The organism is Agrobacterium sp. 22-221-1, from assembly GCF_053522445.1.
Genome location: NZ_JBNWCL010000018.1, coordinates 84,249 through 99,636, shown reverse-complemented (window position 1 = coordinate 99,636; position 15,388 = coordinate 84,249). Strand labels below are relative to the sequence as shown.

Genomic DNA, 15,388 nt, shown 5'->3' with positions numbered 1-15,388 from the left:
TAAACACCCTCCTGGCAGCGTCAGCCCCAGAACGATGTCCGCACTGCAGAATCCGCTTCAGACCGCCAAAATGCATTCTGCCAAAGTAGTGCTAGGGCGGCGTCACGCTTCCGGCGCGCTCGGCGACTTCAGCCGTTGAGCGCGTCCTTCACGGCCTTTGCCAGTGTGAAGGTCAGCTTCTTCGACGCTGCGATCTTGATCGTCGCCCCCGTTGCCGGATTGCGGCCTTCACGCGCCGGCGTCTCTTTCACCTTGAATTTGCCAAAGCCCGGCACGTTCGTCTCTGCCCCGTTTTTCGCCGCCTCGGTGATCTGCCGAAACACGCTGTCGACGACAGCTTTCGCTTGTGCCTTGGTCAGGCACTGTTCGCTGGCGATCTTGTCCGCGATCTCGGTTGCTGTCGTCATGGAAGGAATCTCCTTATCGGGTTGATGATCCCATCCAGCATCGCAATGGGCCTGAGGCGATGGTAGGGCAAATAATACTCTGCCGCCCTGAATCCACTGAAAATCGACGTTTTTCGTCGTGTCACCTGCCTTCAGGTCGTACCGTCGTCGCGATATCCCCTTCGACGTTTTATCTTTTGAAGCCGCATCGCGGCCGTTTCGGCATCATGGTTGTTATCGAATGTTTCGATCTTCGACTGGCCGTTCGTGCCGATCCGGCCTCAGTGACGGATGACCGATGCGCCGCCAAAGAGCGTTGGCTGGATCGCGAGCACGTAGAAACGTCGCATGTTCTGCGACGGGTCGATGCGGCGAAGATGAACTGTTCCTGTATCCTCATTTTCCATGGCCGGAGTCTTGCTTCCTTTGGAAGACCCGTCCAACGACTTCTTTGAATCGATCTGCTCCGACCGATTCATTGCGGTGATGATTGATTGGTCTGATCCGGTGCGGCTTGCCCGTCGCTTCCGTAAAGAAGGGTTGGGCAAGGCACCCTTCGGGTGCGGCTCTATGGGGCGAGCTTGACGAAACGATTGGCCTTTGCGGCCGCATCCATGTCCTTTCGCCGAAAGTAGATCGCGCGGCCGCAGCGGATCGGGCTGTGCCCCTGCACGATGATGATCTGCTCATCCTTGCGCATCGACTGCGTAATCTCGTGCGGCATGATCAGTGGCCGGCGCTGGAAATTCACATTCTCCGATTTGCGCGACGCGTTGTTCTTCGTATCCCAGCCGATGTTACGGGAGCTCCCCTTCACCTCGACCGTCATCTCGCCGCATTGCGCCGAGACGTTGCGAGCCGTGTCGAGCGCCTTGATCGCCGCATAGGAGGCGAACGCGCAACCATCGATCCATGAGGTCGCGCCATCCTTCCCGAAATGCCGCTCAAGCTGACCGACCGACTGGTACATCAACATCATCGAAATCCCATACTTACGACCGCGATCGCGGGCCTCTTCGAGAACGCGCATGTAGCCGAGCAGGTCGACCTCATCGAGCATGAACAGCGCCCGCCGCTTGAATCCGCCGTCGGCCTCAATCATCGCATTGATCAGCGCTCCGATGATCACCCGGCCGATACCCGGATAGGATCGCAGGATCGACGCCGGGATATTCAGGAAGACGTCCTTCTTCCCGCTGACGATATCGCTCGATTTGAAGGCATTGCCACACACCAGTGCGGCATAGCTTTCGAGCGACAGCCATTGTGTATCCTTCGATGCCGTCGAATAGACGCCGGAGAATGTCTGCTCGGTCATGTTGGTGAAGACGCCCAGGGTTTCGCGGATGAAGACTGAGGCCGAATTCTCCTGAATGTCGCGCAGCATGGCCAGCACCGACGGTTCGGGCTCGGACACGATCTGGCGGAGGCTGCGCAGGTTTCGTCTGCCGGTATAGTCCGGCGACAACATGACATGGGCGAGCAGACCGGTCAGAAGATTGTGTGCCTGGCTCTGGAAGTAGGCGCCGCTCGAGCTTTCGAAACGCATGCTCTCCGACAGGAGCATATGGGCCACCCCGACGATATCCTCTTCCTTGTGCTTCGACGTCTCGATGCCGTCGAGTACGTTGAAGCCCATGATCGGGTTCGTCGGATCGAGCACCATGACTTCACGGCCGAGGACGCGGGTGCGATGCTCGACCACCATGGGCGCAACCTCGGTCGACGGATCGAGGCAGATCAGTGGTCCGGTATAGCGCAGCGCCGTCGGCACGACATTGCTGGTTGTCTTGTATCCGCCAGATCCGGCGAAGAACAGCATATGGGTGGAATCGAAATCTTGGCTGTAGGTGAGGAGCGGGGCCTTACCGCCCTGTCCCCATGTCGAACGATCATTCGGATCGAAGGGCAACTCAAGGACGATTTCCTTGTCGACGCGGTAACGCTCGCCGACGACGACTTCGCCATCCGGCGGAAAGAGCTTTCCGGCAGCCGACATCGAAAGCCAGTCGGCATCGCCGAAGGTTGCGCGCCGTGCGCGCTTGACCTGTTCGGGCACGACGGTGGAGATGCGGGCCGAGGCCGCGACCGCCATGAAGCCGCACAGGGACCCCACCATGACAACCATGTCGAGATAGGAAAGCGCGTCGTCCCAACCGATGAGACCGCGCTCGACGGATGGTGCAAGCCGTCCGTATTCCCTGAGGCCATAGAAGCCGACGACGCAAACAAAGCACAAGAGGCTCACCATGGCGATCGGGCGCCGGCGATGCATGGGTAGCATGCAAACCGTCAGCAGGCCGGCGAGCGGCCCGAAAAGAAGCGCCGGCAACGGAGCCGCGCGGAGGAACCAGTATTCGGTCTTGCCTGACATGCAAGTCGCCAGTCCTGTCCATCGCCAGCCGACGATATGGACGGTGACCGCCGTGACCACGATCGGCACGAAGACGAGCAACAGGCTCGGATGCAGCTTTCCCTTCAATGCCATTCCAGCATCTCCCCGGCGCGCGCGACCTCTCCCTCGAGTGCCGAGGCCTTGAACGCTTCTTCGCCGATATCGCGCAACCGCCGATGTTCCGGCGAGCCCGCCGTTACGCGCGCGAGTTCAAGAAACCCGCCGAGCAGAAACGCCCGGTCGGCCTTCGCCAAGCCTGCCTTGACGACGATGCCGCCAAGCAGGAATTTTTCCCGGGCTTCTTGTTTCCGGTCAGCCGTCATTTGAAACCGCCTGCGGCGTTCCAGCCCCACCATCTGCTGGTCGACGCGCCGGAGCAGATGCGCCAGCAGCCCCCTTCTTCTCTTGCTTGCGAAATCGCGCGGCGATCTCCTCGAAGAGGCGGTCGACCTCCTCGTCAGTGATCTCCATTTCCGCCAGCCCCGCCTTTGTCGCTGCGCGAGCAAAGCGCTCGGCGGATTTAACTATCAGAGAACGCCTGCGTTCGCGCAGCCTCTCGATTTGGGCGTCGATATCCAAGATTGACAATTTTGCAGCCATATCTGCATCCCTCTCGGTCATGACGATCTTGCGACCTGTCGATTAAACTAGCTAGAATACGATAGTAAAATAAGCTACCTTGCGCAAGTCCCCAAAACGTCGATGCCGGAGTTCCGGCTTGGGCCGTCTTCCGGAAAAGCGGTATCGGCCCTGCGGTCCGATCGGTTTGAGGGCGCAATATACGTCGCTGACGCGACGTGCCTGAGAGGTTCGGAGGCCAGTCGTGGCGATCATGTTCGTCAGAGCGCAGGTGATCGGAAGGGGAGCGGGGCGCAGCATCGTCTCGGCAGCCGCCTACCGTCATCGTGCCCGGATGATGGACGAACAGGCCGGTACGTCCTTCAGCTATCGGGGAGGGGCGTCGGAACTCGTGCATGAGGAACTGGCGCTGCCCGATCAGATACCCACCTGGCTGAAGGCCGCCATCGACGGTCGCTCCGTTGCCGCTGCCAGCGAGATATTGTGGAATGCGGTCGACGCCTTCGAGACGCGGGCGGACGCGCAGCTTGCCCGGGAACTCATCATCGCGCTGCCGGAAGAGCTGACGCGGGCGGAAAACATCGCTCTCGTCCGCCAGTTCGTGCAGGAGAATTTTACATCGAAGGGGATGGTCGCGGATTGGGTCTATCACGACAAGGACGGAAATCCGCACATCCATCTGATGACAACGCTGCGACCGCTGACGGAGGAGGGATTCGGAGCGAAAAAGGTTGCCGTTCTGGGAGAGGATGGCAATCCGCTGCGCGTTGTCACACCGGACCGCCCGAACGGCAAGATCGTCTACAAGCTCTGGGCCGGCGACAAGGAAACCATGAAGGCGTGGAAAATTGCCTGGGCGGAGACCGCCAACCGACATCTGGCGCTTGCCGGCCATGAGATCCGTCTCGATGGGCGCTCCTATGCCGAACAGGGTCTCGACGGGATCGCGCAAAAGCATCTCGGTCCGGAAAAGGCGGCGCTCGCCCGCAAGGGCGTCGAGATGTATTTTGCGCCGGCCGATCTTGCCCGGCGTCAGGACATGGCGGATCGGTTGCTGGCGGAACCGGAGCTTCTGCTGAAGCGGCTCGGAAATGAACGCTCGACGTTCGATGAAAAGGATATCGCCAAGGCGCTACATCGCTATGTCGATGATCCCATCGATTTTGCCAACATCCGGGCGCGTCTGATGGCGTCGGACGATCTCGTGACCCTGAAGCCGCAGGTGATCGATCCTGAGAGCGGAAAGGCGGCGGAACCGGCCGTCTTCACGACGCGCGATATGCTGCGCATCGAATATGACATGAGGCAATCGGCGCGCGTTCTTTCGGAGCGCAAGGGTTTCGCGGTTTCCTCTCAGGCAGTCGCTGCCGCCGTCGAGACCGTTGAGACCGCCGATCCGGAAAAGCGGTTCCGGCTCGACGCGGAGCAGGTCGATGCTATCCGTCATGTCACGGGCGAGAGCGGTATCGCGGCGGTGGTCGGTCTTGCCGGCGCGGGCAAGTCGACCCTCCTTGCGGCAGCACGCGTTGCCTGGGAAAGCGACGGCCGCCGTGTCGCCGGAGCAGCACTTGCCGGCAAGGCGGCGGAAGGACTGGAAGACAGTTCCGGCATCAAGTCGCGCACGCTGGCGTCATGGGAACTGGCCTGGGCGAGCGGGCGCGATCTGCTCGAGCGCGGCAATGTGCTGGTCATCGACGAGGCCGGCATGGTATCCTCGCAGCAGATGGCGCGCGTGCTGAAGGCCGCCGAGGAGGCTGAGGCAAAAGTCGTCCTGGTCGGTGATGCCATGCAGTTGCAGCCGATCCAGGCCGGTGCTGCGTTCCGGGCCATATCGGAGCGGATCGGGTTCGCCGAACTCGCCGGCGTTCGTCGTCAGCGAGAACAGTGGGCGCGCAACGCCTCCCGGCTCTTTGCACGCGGCGAGGTCGAGAAAGGCCTCGACGCCTATGCCCAACATGGTCATCTGGTCGAGGCGGACACGCGCGATGAAATCGTCGGCCGGATGGTCGATGACTGGACGGAGGCGCGCAATCGGGCGATCGAGGCCTCCGTCTCGGAAGGTAAGGAAGGCCGCCTTTGCGGCGACGAGCTGCTCGTGCTCGCCCACACCAACGAGGATGTGAAGCGGCTGAACGAGGCGCTGCGATCGGTGATGATCGACGCCGGCGCGCTCAGTGATCGTCGCTCGTTCCAGACGGAGCGCGGCGAGCGGGAGTTCGCCGCCGGCGACCGGATCATCTTCCTCGAAAATGTCCGCTTCGTGGAACCGCGCGCCAAAAACCTCGGTCCGCAATATGTGAAGAACGGAATGCTTGGCACGGTCGTTTCCACCGGCGACAAACGGGGCGATGCCTTGTTGTCCGTCCGTCTCGACAATGGCCGCGATGTCGTCATCAGCGAAAACAGTTATCGCAATGTCGATCATGGCTATGCCGCCACCATTCATAAGTCACAAGGTGCGACCGTCGACCGGACCTTCGTGCTCGCCACCGGCATGATGGACCAGCATCTGACCTATGTGTCGATGACACGCCATCGTGATCGCGCCGATCTCTATGCGGCGCGCGGGGATTTTGAACCGAGATCGGAATGGGGACGAAAGCCTCGCGCCGATCATGCCGTCGGCGTCACCGGTGAACTGGTCGAAACCGGCGAGGCAAAGTTCCGGCCTGAGGACAGGCAAGCCAGGGAAAGCCCCTATGTCGATGTGAGGACGGACGACGGTGTTGTTCACCGTCTCTGGGGCGTCGGTCTGCTGAAGGCGCTGGAGGAGAGCAGTGTCGCTGAAGGCGATATTGTCACGCTGCGAAAGGACGGCGTTGAAACGGTACGGGTGAAGGTGACCGTTGTCGATGAGCAGACCGGCGAGAAGCGGACCGAGGAGCGCGAGGTCGATCGAAATGTCTGGAGAGCGGAACTGAAGGAGGCGGCCGCGGTGCGCGAAGAGCGCCTTGAGCGGGAAAGCCATCGCCCGGACCTCTTCAATCAGCTGGTCGCGCGCCTGTCGCGCTCCGGTGCGAAAACCACGACACTCGATTTCGAGAGCGAGGAAGGTTACGGGGCGCATGCGCATGATTTCGCGCGGCGGCGCGGGCTCGACACGCTCTCCCAGGCTGCGGCCGGAATGGAGGAGGACGCTTCCCGGCGGCTGGCGTGGGTTGCGGAAAAGCGGGAGCTGGTGGCGAAGCTCTGGGAGCGCGCGAGTGTTGCGCTCGGGTTCGCGATCGAGCGCGAACAGGGTGTTGCGTACAATGAAGACGGAGCCGAAACTCTGGCAACGGAAATCCCGACAACAGGGAAATATCTGATCCCGCCCAGCACCAACTTTGCCCGCAGCGTTGATGAGGATGCACGGCGGGCGCAGATCGCCTCAGACCGGTGGAAAGAGCGGGAAGCGATCCTGTCGCCGGTTCTCGAGAGGATCTATCGCGATCCGGATACCGCGCTTGCCCGTTTGAATGCGTTGGCATCGAACGTGACGAACGAGCCGCGTGAGCTTGCGGATAATCTCGCCACTGCACCAGGTAGGCTTGGCTGCCTTCGCGGCTCCGACCTTACTGTCGAAGGTCGTGCTGCTCGTGGCGAACGCAATACGGCCATCGCCGCGCTGTCGGAACTGCTGCCGCTGGCGCGCGCCCATGCCACGGAATTCCGCCGGCAGGCCGAGCGCTTCGGTATCCGCGAACAGCAACGACGCGCCCATATGTCCCTGTCGATCCCGATGCTGTCGAAGCCGGCAATGGCACGCCTCATCGAAATCGAGAGAATCCGCGAACGAGGCGGGGACGATGCCTACAAGACCGCTTTCGCCTATGCCGTCGAGGACCGCCAACTGGTTCAGGAGGTCAAGGCCGTCAACGACGCCTTGACCGCACGCTTCGGCTGGAGCGCCTTCACCGCGAAGGCCGATGTGGTTGCCCAGCGTAACATCGCCGAGCGCATGCCGGAAGATCTCGCGCCGGAGCGCTGGGAGAAAATCCTCCGCCTGTTCGCCGCCGTCAGGCGTTTTTCCGAGGAGCAGCATTTGGCTGAAAAACAGGACCGTTCGAAGATCGTCGCCGGCGCGAGCATCGAGATCGGAAAGGAAGCGATGCCCATGTTGCCGATGTTCGCCGCTGTGACCGAGTTCAAGACGCCGGTGGAAGAAGAAGCGCGCAACCGTGCTGGCGCGGTCGCGCACTATCGTCACTATCGCGCAGCCCTTGCCGAGACCGCGACGCTCATCTGGCGCGAGCCTGCAGGCGCGGTCGGAAAGATCGAGGAGCTTGTCGGAAAAAGCTTCGCCGGCGAGCGGATCGCCGCGGCGGTCAGCAACGATCCCTCTGCCTATGGTGCGTTGCGTGGTTCTGACCGCCTGATGGACAGGCTGCTCGCCCCCGGTCGCGAGCGCAAGGAAGCGCTCCAGGCTGTGCCGGAAGTTGCCAGCCGCGTGCGTTCGCTCGGGGCGTCGTGGGCGACAGCCCTTGATGCGGAGACACGAGCCGTCACCGACGAGCGTCGGCGCATGGCGGTTGCCATCCCAGGGCTGTCGCAGGCGGCCGAGGATGCCCTCCGGAAACTGGTGGTAGATGTGAACAGGCAGAACAAGGACAAGGAAAAGAACACCAGACGCGGTGTTGCTGCGGGTTCACTCGAGCCACGTGTCGTCCGGGAGTTTGCAGAGGTCAGCCGGGCGCTCGACGAGCGTTTCGGGCGGAATGCGATCCTGAGGGGTGAGAAGGATACCGGCAATCTCGTCTCACCGGCGCAACGCCGAGCCTTCGAGGCGATGCGAGAGCGTCTGCAGGTGCTGCAGCAGGCGGTGCGGGCAGAAAGCACTCAGAACATTATCGCCGAGCGCCAGCGTCGCACGATTGAACGAGGCGGTGTTTTCACTCGATAGGAATCGGTACGACGGGACCGAAACGTTTGGTGGAAGATCACAAACGTCGCTGAGTGGATTGATTGCATCAAATTGAGGCAGCCGGCGAGCCGCTCGCGACGAGGCCTGCGCCAAGCGCAATATTGCATGACGCTGGTCCACTCGGTGGTTAGACAGCTACGCCCTGCAAATCTTCTATATTAATCCGAGGGAGCCAATGGACTTCATTCTCTCATGTCTGTTGTCGCCGCTCTCGGGAATTGCCCGGACGGGCCCCCTGGTGCTGGCAGCCATGTCACTGATCTTGCGGCGCCGGGCGCGAGTTCCCACAAGCGACCCTCGATCAACGTTTGAATGCCATAGAACGTGAGCAGGTCTCCGGCGGAGACCCGTACGATGAGACCATCGTTAGCGACTCTGATGATCGCAAACCCGTTCTCGAAGTTGAGTTGTCTACCGCTGTCCCTGCCGATGATCGACAAGCAGATATCTGCGCTCTGCACGCAGATTTTCTTTGCTATGGCCGGCGCAGCCTCTAACTCAATGAAGGCCTCCGAGACGTTTTGATACCTCATTCATCCTCCGTCAGAAGTGTCTCCCTTTGGCAATATGTCCAATACACGACATACGGAACGACCAGCGGGGGGATGGAGGACAGCATGCAGTTGGTCCTGATGACGGGAAATACCCACAACGGTACTCGCTCATATGAGGGATCACCACGCGGTTGGCATGCCTGGCCACTACGCCGAGCGGCGGACGGCGTGGGATCTATAAGGATCTCTTAAATGGGAGGCCTTGCCGGCTTTTGCAAGGCTGGCAGAGCATCGCTGCTACGGTGGTCAGACGTGACATGACGGCTTCCACCCGCGTCACGGGCTCGTTCGAAGTTGCTGGTCTGAAGGTTACCGATCCCTGCAATGTCGCGCAATGGGGTGACGACGACAGGTCTGCCTTCTTTCTATGTTGCACAGGAAAAAGGGGCGCATGTGCCAGGGCGTCCAAGACTGTCCGGCAAACGGGAAACCTGGGGGGGGCTGCAGCATGCTATTTCGGACGTTCAATTGCGGTACTATTTCCGAGCGCGTGCTTTCGCAATAGTGGATGCGAGCTGGCGGCCGATGTCGATGATGTCGTCACGATTGGCGGTCGGGTCCTGGTTGCTCCAGGCCAGTCCAAGGCCGATGCGCAGATCGATCTCCTCCACCGCCTTTAAACGGAAGTTTCTGTTCGGCAGGTTTGCCGCCCATTCCGGAACGAAGCCGACACCAACACCTGCGGAAACGAGCGCGATCAGTGAAAGTGTGTCGTCGCAGGTGTAGACGATCCGCTCGGAAAGTTGATGCTCGCGGAATGTCTCCAGAAAGTACCGCTCCGTGTAAGACAGGTTCGAACGCGAGAAGGAAATGATCTTCTGACGGCGCAAGTCCTCAAGCGTGACGGTCTGGGCTTCAGCGAGAGCATTGTCTTTGGAGACGGCGAGTAAATACCGTTCCTCTGTTATCGCCTGCCATCGCAATGCGCCGTTGTTGTCCAGCGGCCGGACGAAACCGATATTGACCTGTCCGCGCTCAATGTCCCGTACGATGGATTCGGTTGTGCCGTTGCGGATATGAATGCGGATATCCGGATAGCGTCGGCCAATTCGCGCAAGAAAATCGGGCAGAACACCGAAGGTTGCCGGGTGGATTGTGCCGATGGTGATCTTGCTGGCAGCCTTGCCGGCAATCGCCTGTGTGATCGCACAACTTTCGTCGACATCGCGAAGCAGTTGAACGCAACGCTCGTAAAAAACCGAACCTGCCGGCGTGAGTTGAACACGGCGTGTGGAACGAATGAGAAGGGGGACGCCCAGTTCCTTCTCGATCGCCTGGACTTGGGCCGTGACTGCAGGCTGGGCGAGGTTGAGCCGGATGGAGGCGCGCCCGAAATGCAGTTCTTCCGCGACGGCAACGAATGTGCTCATTTGGCGCAGATCCATTTCAGTTCCTTCCGCCGGACGCGCGATTAAGGTCGAGGCAGGCCTCTAATTCCAAGAGGATAGAGTGGTCCGTTGCCTTGGTCCAGATGCAACATTGATAGGACGCCACGATTAATGGTTGCTGAGGGCGGTTTAGCCCCGCATAATGTCGAAGCAGGTGGATTGGGACTACAACAATGTGGAGTAGCAATAGCCGGCCGATAGCGGCTAGGATAGTTGTTCAGAAGAATCGATGGTGAGGCCATGAAAACGGATATCGGACATCTTCCGCAGGCAAAGCAGCGCGAACTGGAAAGGGTCGTCCGGATCATCCATGAAGAGTTCGCCGGCATTGTCGAGCGTTCGAAGTCGGAGGCCAAAAAGGACGGGCGGATCTATAAAATCATCCTGTTCGGCTCCTACGCCCGCGGCACATGGGTGGATGAACCGCACACGTCGAAAGGCTATCAATCGGATTTCGACATTCTCGTCATTGTCAGCAACAAGGAATTGGCCGATCCCAAATACTGGGACAAGGCGACCGATCGGCTGATGTGGGACAAGGAGATCGAGACACCGGTCGGTCTCATCGTGCATGGCGCCCGCGAGATCAGCAACTTCCTGCATGACGGGCAGTACTTCTTCGTCGACCTCGCCCGCGAAGGTGTCATCCTCTACGAATTCGATGATCGGCCGCTGGCTGAGCCGAAACCGCTCAGCCCTGCCGATGCACTCAGGGTCGCGGAAGAGCATTTTGAAAAACAGTTCAATGGCGCGAAATATTTCCTCCAGCTGGCACGTTACTCGATAGCCGATGGTCAACCAAATCATGCGGCTTTCACGCTTCATCAGGCAGTCGAAACCGCCTATTCCTGCTACCTCCTGACTCTCACTAATTATTCGCCGCCCTCGCACAATCTGAAATTCCTGCGCGGGCTTTCAGAAGATCGTGACCGCCGTCTGGTCGACATCTGGCCACGCGACCATCAGCGGTTTACCGCATGGTACAACATTCTCAACGAGGCCTATGTCAAGGCGCGCTATTCGAAGCATTTTGAAATTTCCGAGGAAGCCCTTGCCTGGCTTCAGGAGCGGACGGCCGAGCTTCATGTTCTGGTCGAGACGCTCTGCCGGGAGCACATCGAAAAGCTTCAGCAGGCCGTGAAAAACGGTAGTTGAGGTTAGTCACCTGAATCTGAAGTTCGGCTCATTGTTTTTTGGCAGAAGCGCTTGACCGAGGCGAGTATTTGGTCGGCGGATTTGACTCACTTGTATGGGGTGGGGTTTTCGTTATGGGTTTCGATGAAGGCGTCGATGTCGGCTTCCAATTTGCAGTGGAACTGTGTACGCCGCGCTGCAACTGCTTTCGTGTCAGCTCTGCGAACCACTGCTCGACCTGATTGATCCAGGAGCCGACGTTGGCGTGAAGTGAACATGCCAGTGTGGGCGGCGTGCGAGCCAGGCCTTGATCCTCGGCGTCTTGTGGGTCGCGTAATTGTCCATCACCAGATGCACGTCCGGTCCCTTGGGCATCTCGGCGTCAATCCGCTTCAGGAAGTCGAGAAATTCGGTCGCCCGGTGACGTTTGTAGCACTGGCCGATCACCGCGCCAGTCGCAACGTCGAGCGCGGCGAACAGGGATGCCGTGCCGTTGCGGATCATAGGTATGGGTGCGCCGTTCGGCGACGCCCGGCGCTTTCAATCTAGCGCAGGGGCCTGCGGGCGCGGGTTGTTTGTCTTTTCGGCTTTAGCTTTGAGAGCGGTTTTTAAAGCGCCAGGATTCGTTCCCGGTTTCCACGATCTCGCAATGGTGTGTGAGCCTGTCGAGCAGGGCAGCGGTCATTTTGACATCGCCGAATACGGCCTGCCTGCGCGAACGAGAGATAGCCAAGCTCGTCCATTATGACGAAGTCGAGCCTGGTGATGAAGTCGGCGAGCCGGCCCTGTTTTCCATTGCGTGCTTCCGTCTCAAGCCGATTGGCGAGATCGACGACGTCGTAGAAGCGCCCACGCAATGCATTCGGGGCACCCATGGCCGTAGCCATGCCGAGACGTCGTGCTTCGGCTGCAACTTCCTGGGTGATCGGGAACTCACAGATGGCAGCACCGAGGTCTTTCAGGAAGTTCACCTTTTCAATCGAGTCGTCGTCGTGGGAAGCGAGAGCAATCCCATGATCTCTCGCGAGCTTGGCAAGGCCATGGATGACATCGATCGCGTCGGTGGTACACAGTGGCCAACGCTAGCGAACGGCCGGATACAGGCGCGGAAGCCACCGCTCGATGATATCGACCGGGAAACCGAGACGCACCTTGCCCTTTGAACTCGGGGACATGAGCACGCCGCAGTCCAACAAACTGGACAACACGGTTCGGGCCTGGCGCTCTTGATATCCGGTCAAAGCCTGTGCTTGCGAGCGTGCGAACTCTCCCGTCAGTATGGCTTCGCGCAACAGAGGCCAGCTGCCCTTGGGAAGGCGCTGCATCTGCACCTCCTCATTGCACCACACCTCGACGCGGTTCAAGAGCTCCTCAGGTTTGAGGAGCTCTTCCATGAACGTGACTTGATCGAGACAGCACGAGAGGAAGAAGGCCGTGAACTCGGCAAGGCCCGCCTCAGTGAGGTTGCCACGTCCATCCAGATCGCCGCGTCTTGGCTGATCAGCTTGGGAGAGCAGACGCTTATAGTCGGAGACGTTTCTGGCAAGACCGCGAGACACAGACCAGAGCTCCGAGCCAATCCCAAGGTCGCGCAGCAACGCGTGGGAGAACAGGCGAGAGACACGTCCGTTGCCATCGAAAAATGGATGGATCCACGCAAGACGATGATGAGATGCCCCAACCCCAACGATCTTCTGGAGTTTAGACAGCATCTTGAACGAGTAGGCTTCAACGAACCTTGCGAGCAGCGGTTCAATCATCTCCGGTTCGGGAGCGATGTGTTCGCCGACTTTGACGTGCCGCGTTCTCAGCTGCCCCGGGACCATAATGATTTCTTCGTCGGTATCGGGATTGCGAACAAGAAGCAGGTCATCTGGCAGCCGGCGGCAGAACTCGCCGTGCAACCAGCAGATGCCGTCGAGCGACAGCACAGGGAAGGGCATTTCGCCCCTATCGATAAGCTGCTGCACTTCGATATGGGCCCGGGCCTCGAGCTGAAGGTTGCGCTTCTCCGGTTCTCGAGCGAAATCGCCCGCCATGGCCCGATCGATATCGATTGGTAGCGTGTTGTGTCCCTCAATGAGATTTGAGTAATAGCAGTTCATCGAGCGCACGAGATCACCGACGGAAGCTCGCATGATGGGATGAAGTCGCGCTGCGAACCGACTGGCAACTGACGTCAGTTCGATCGCCAGATCTTCAAGTTCCCGGCTGCTGTCTGGAAGCAGGGGCTCTATGCTTGCGAGCGTAATCATTTTTGCCGCTTTCTATGCCGCTATAATTCTGTTTTGGAACATAGCGATAGGGCAACATTTCGGCAATGCATTTGCCGGTCTTCTTGCCGATCGAGTTCTAGCCCTTTATCTGCATGTTCTGCCGGGGAGCAAACCTAACTATCAGCGATCCGGGATAACGAACACTTTTTTTGCGGATGACGACGACCGATACAGTAACACAACGTACCTTAGATCAGTTTCAGCTTTGTGGCCAATGCAGTCGTCTGGGGAAGGGTGACGGTCTTAAGTTTCTGCCGAATGTTCTTCATATGAAAATTGACGGTATGATGTGTCATGTTCTCAAGGAGGGCTATCTCTTGGATCGTTTTCCCTTCAGCGGCCCACTTGATCACCATTGACTGCCGCGCCGTCAGTTCGATGGCCGGTGCTCTGATCGATGTCGCCTCGGTTGCCTCCACGCACATGTGGAGTAACCCCACAGCGTTTGCGCTCAAAACAGGATGCAGTTGGTATTTTTTGGGCAAGGCCACATCACCGGAGAAAAGTGAGAGGGTGAAGAAATTGCTGAATGGCGCCATCACGGGCATGCATATGCCGGCCCTGATGCCCGCCTCGTCGGCACTCGAATAGAATGTCTGGTGGGGGCCGCGTGCGACTTTCCCCTTATGCTCAAGGTTAAAGACAAATGGTGCCATTACTTCACGGGCACGTGTCAGGACTGGATCGATCCTGTCGAAACGCTCCTGCCAATATTTGTCCAGCCACTGCTGTGGGGCACTGGACAAGATGGAGTTTCCCAAGCCGGGATGACGGACGGTCACCACATGGTAAAAGTCAAATCCCAATTCCCGGGTCAGATGATCAAGCAGTTCGGCCGTGGCGCGGCTAGTTTTCATCATGGATGTCATATCGATCAATTTGCGTAGCCATGCGTTCATCCCGCGTCTTGTCCCACCGGCTCGAGCGGCGCTTTTGCCATTGAGCGCCATTGGAGGGTCCCGAGATTCTCGATTTTTGCCGGCCTTTTGACAGGGTCCAGGCGTTGGAACCTTTGTACCGCGGCCGCTCCCGCAGCCTTGGGCAAAGAGGGTGTGTACAAGGGGTGCGCAATTCGAAGGACTGTTCGCATTTGCTGAAGGGTTTCGTCTGAAACGTCGAACACGCCGCAACACACCGGGAGCCGGCCGTAACCGTCAGCACGGCCAATCTCCTCCACGATCAATCCCGCTCGCCGGTATACTCTTTTCATTGGCGGCTCGTAATTCGACACAAGTGTCTTGATGCCATGCACGAAGGCGCATTCGAACAAGGCCAGCAAAAGGAGCCCGAAAGCCCTTGGTGGGCCGAGCCTCGGTTGTGCCGTTCTCAGGAGGTCGACATCGAGACACATTCGCGTCCCCTCCCATGCGACGGGAGACACCAGATTCTTTCCCGCCAACGTTCGCCTGAACACATCATGCAGCAATGTCGGCCCTGTCGTCGGCATGAGCCGCACCGTGCCATAGAGATGTCGCGCGTCCTTGTCACACCAGACCAGGTAGACGGCGCCCAAACCGTCATAAGCGTCCCGTTCAAGGCCGCGATGCACATCGACCTGCCAGCCAAGACAATCGTGAAAAACCCGTTTCCGCAATCGGAACGATTGCTCCAGCAGGCCCGCGTACCGGTGATATTGATAGGGTTGGATGAGAAGGAACACGAGCAAGCCTCCGATCATGTGTCGGACAGAATGCACGTAAATCCCGGGTTGCCCATTGCTACGGATGGGCACAAACAATTGAGGTATTGCGCCGAAAGTTAAAGGTCTATGGC

11 protein-coding genes and 3 pseudogenes are annotated in these 15,388 nt (G+C 59.3%); 2 read left to right on the top strand and 12 right to left on the bottom strand.

Annotated features, from left to right (window positions below):
• Positions 1–128: 128 nt before the first annotated feature.
• The 5 genes and pseudogenes from ACQZ5N_RS21820 to ACQZ5N_RS21800 all read right to left on the bottom strand — a co-directional run bounded on the left by ACQZ5N_RS21820 (position 129) and on the right by ACQZ5N_RS21800 (position 3,381).
• Positions 129–407: an HU family DNA-binding protein gene (locus ACQZ5N_RS21820; protein WP_448734101.1), complete on the bottom strand. Its 279-nt coding sequence runs from the start codon at positions 405–407 to the stop codon at positions 129–131.
• Positions 408–538: 131 nt separating this feature from the next.
• Positions 539–793: pseudogene (locus ACQZ5N_RS21815) on the bottom strand (WGR domain-containing protein).
• Positions 794–954: 161 nt separating this feature from the next.
• Positions 955–2,874: a Ti-type conjugative transfer system protein TraG gene (gene traG / locus ACQZ5N_RS21810; RefSeq protein ID WP_448734100.1), complete on the bottom strand. Its 1,920-nt coding sequence runs from the start codon at positions 2,872–2,874 to the stop codon at positions 955–957.
• On the bottom strand, positions 2,865–3,104 hold the full coding sequence (locus ACQZ5N_RS21805) for a conjugal transfer protein TraD (protein ID WP_448734099.1): 240 nt from the start codon (positions 3,102–3,104) through the stop codon (positions 2,865–2,867). Before ACQZ5N_RS21805 ends, traG begins: the two co-directional genes overlap by 10 nt.
• Complete coding sequence (locus ACQZ5N_RS21800; protein WP_448734098.1) at positions 3,094–3,381, bottom strand: TraC family protein; 288 nt, start codon at positions 3,379–3,381, stop codon at positions 3,094–3,096. The genes ACQZ5N_RS21805 and ACQZ5N_RS21800 overlap by 11 nt, the downstream gene beginning before the upstream one ends.
• A 223-nt stretch (positions 3,382–3,604) precedes the next feature.
• Between ACQZ5N_RS21800 and traA the strand changes: the two genes are divergently transcribed.
• A complete protein-coding gene (gene traA, locus ACQZ5N_RS21795) occupies positions 3,605–8,242 on the top strand; it encodes a Ti-type conjugative transfer relaxase TraA (protein ID WP_448734097.1) in 4,638 nt (1,545 codons plus the stop codon).
• Between the two features lie 203 nt (positions 8,243–8,445).
• Here the strand turns inward: traA and rctB are convergent, their stop codons facing one another.
• On the bottom strand, positions 8,446–8,796 hold the full coding sequence (gene rctB, locus ACQZ5N_RS21790; RefSeq protein WP_448734096.1) for an SMa0974 family conjugal transfer regulator: 351 nt from the start codon (positions 8,794–8,796) through the stop codon (positions 8,446–8,448).
• Between the two features lie 497 nt (positions 8,797–9,293).
• The gene (locus ACQZ5N_RS21785) at positions 9,294–10,202 is read right to left on the bottom strand and encodes a LysR family transcriptional regulator (RefSeq protein WP_448734095.1); all 909 of its coding nucleotides are present in this window, start codon (positions 10,200–10,202) and stop codon (positions 9,294–9,296) included.
• Between the two features lie 243 nt (positions 10,203–10,445).
• On the opposite strand from ACQZ5N_RS21785, the gene ACQZ5N_RS21780 reads away from it, so the two are divergent.
• The gene (locus ACQZ5N_RS21780; protein ID WP_448734094.1) at positions 10,446–11,360 is read left to right on the top strand and encodes a nucleotidyltransferase and HEPN domain-containing protein; all 915 of its coding nucleotides are present in this window, start codon (positions 10,446–10,448) and stop codon (positions 11,358–11,360) included.
• Between the two features lie 89 nt (positions 11,361–11,449).
• Here ACQZ5N_RS21780 and ACQZ5N_RS21775 read toward each other — a convergent pair.
• The 5 genes and pseudogenes from ACQZ5N_RS21775 to ACQZ5N_RS21755 all read right to left on the bottom strand — a co-directional run.
• A pseudogene (locus ACQZ5N_RS21775) lies at positions 11,450–11,874 on the bottom strand (IS630 family transposase); the annotation flags it as partial.
• Positions 11,875–11,928: 54 nt separating this feature from the next.
• Positions 11,929–12,193 (bottom strand): annotated as a pseudogene (locus ACQZ5N_RS21770) (ATP-binding protein); the annotation flags it as partial.
• A gap of 228 nt (positions 12,194–12,421) precedes the next feature.
• Complete coding sequence (locus tag ACQZ5N_RS21765) at positions 12,422–13,594, bottom strand: Fic family protein (protein ID WP_448734093.1); 1,173 nt, start codon at positions 13,592–13,594, stop codon at positions 12,422–12,424.
• A gap of 209 nt (positions 13,595–13,803) precedes the next feature.
• Positions 13,804–14,514, bottom strand: a complete 711-nt coding sequence (locus ACQZ5N_RS21760; RefSeq protein WP_448734092.1) for an autoinducer binding domain-containing protein — start codon at positions 14,512–14,514, stop codon at positions 13,804–13,806.
• Entirely contained in the window at positions 14,511–15,275 is a 765-nt protein-coding gene (locus ACQZ5N_RS21755; protein WP_448734091.1) for an acyl-homoserine-lactone synthase, read from the bottom strand. Before ACQZ5N_RS21755 ends, ACQZ5N_RS21760 begins: the two co-directional genes overlap by 4 nt.
• Positions 15,276–15,388: the final 113 nt, after the last annotated feature.

Coding starts and splice junctions, on each gene's coding strand:
- ACQZ5N_RS21820 (WP_448734101.1), bottom strand. CDS start 407: ATGACGACAGCAACCGAGATCGCGGACAAGATCGCCAGCGAACAGTGC.
- traG (WP_448734100.1), bottom strand. CDS start 2,874: ATGGCATTGAAGGGAAAGCTGCATCCGAGCCTGTTGCTCGTCTTCGTG.
- ACQZ5N_RS21805 (WP_448734099.1), bottom strand. CDS start 3,104: ATGACGGCTGACCGGAAACAAGAAGCCCGGGAAAAATTCCTGCTTGGC.
- ACQZ5N_RS21800 (WP_448734098.1), bottom strand. CDS start 3,381: ATGGCTGCAAAATTGTCAATCTTGGATATCGACGCCCAAATCGAGAGG.
- rctB (WP_448734096.1), bottom strand. CDS start 8,796: ATGAGGTATCAAAACGTCTCGGAGGCCTTCATTGAGTTAGAGGCTGCG.
- ACQZ5N_RS21785 (WP_448734095.1), bottom strand. CDS start 10,202: ATGGATCTGCGCCAAATGAGCACATTCGTTGCCGTCGCGGAAGAACTG.
- ACQZ5N_RS21780 (WP_448734094.1), top strand. CDS start 10,446: ATGAAAACGGATATCGGACATCTTCCGCAGGCAAAGCAGCGCGAACTG.
- ACQZ5N_RS21765 (WP_448734093.1), bottom strand. CDS start 13,594: ATGATTACGCTCGCAAGCATAGAGCCCCTGCTTCCAGACAGCAGCCGG.
- ACQZ5N_RS21760 (WP_448734092.1), bottom strand. CDS start 14,514: ATGAACGCATGGCTACGCAAATTGATCGATATGACATCCATGATGAAA.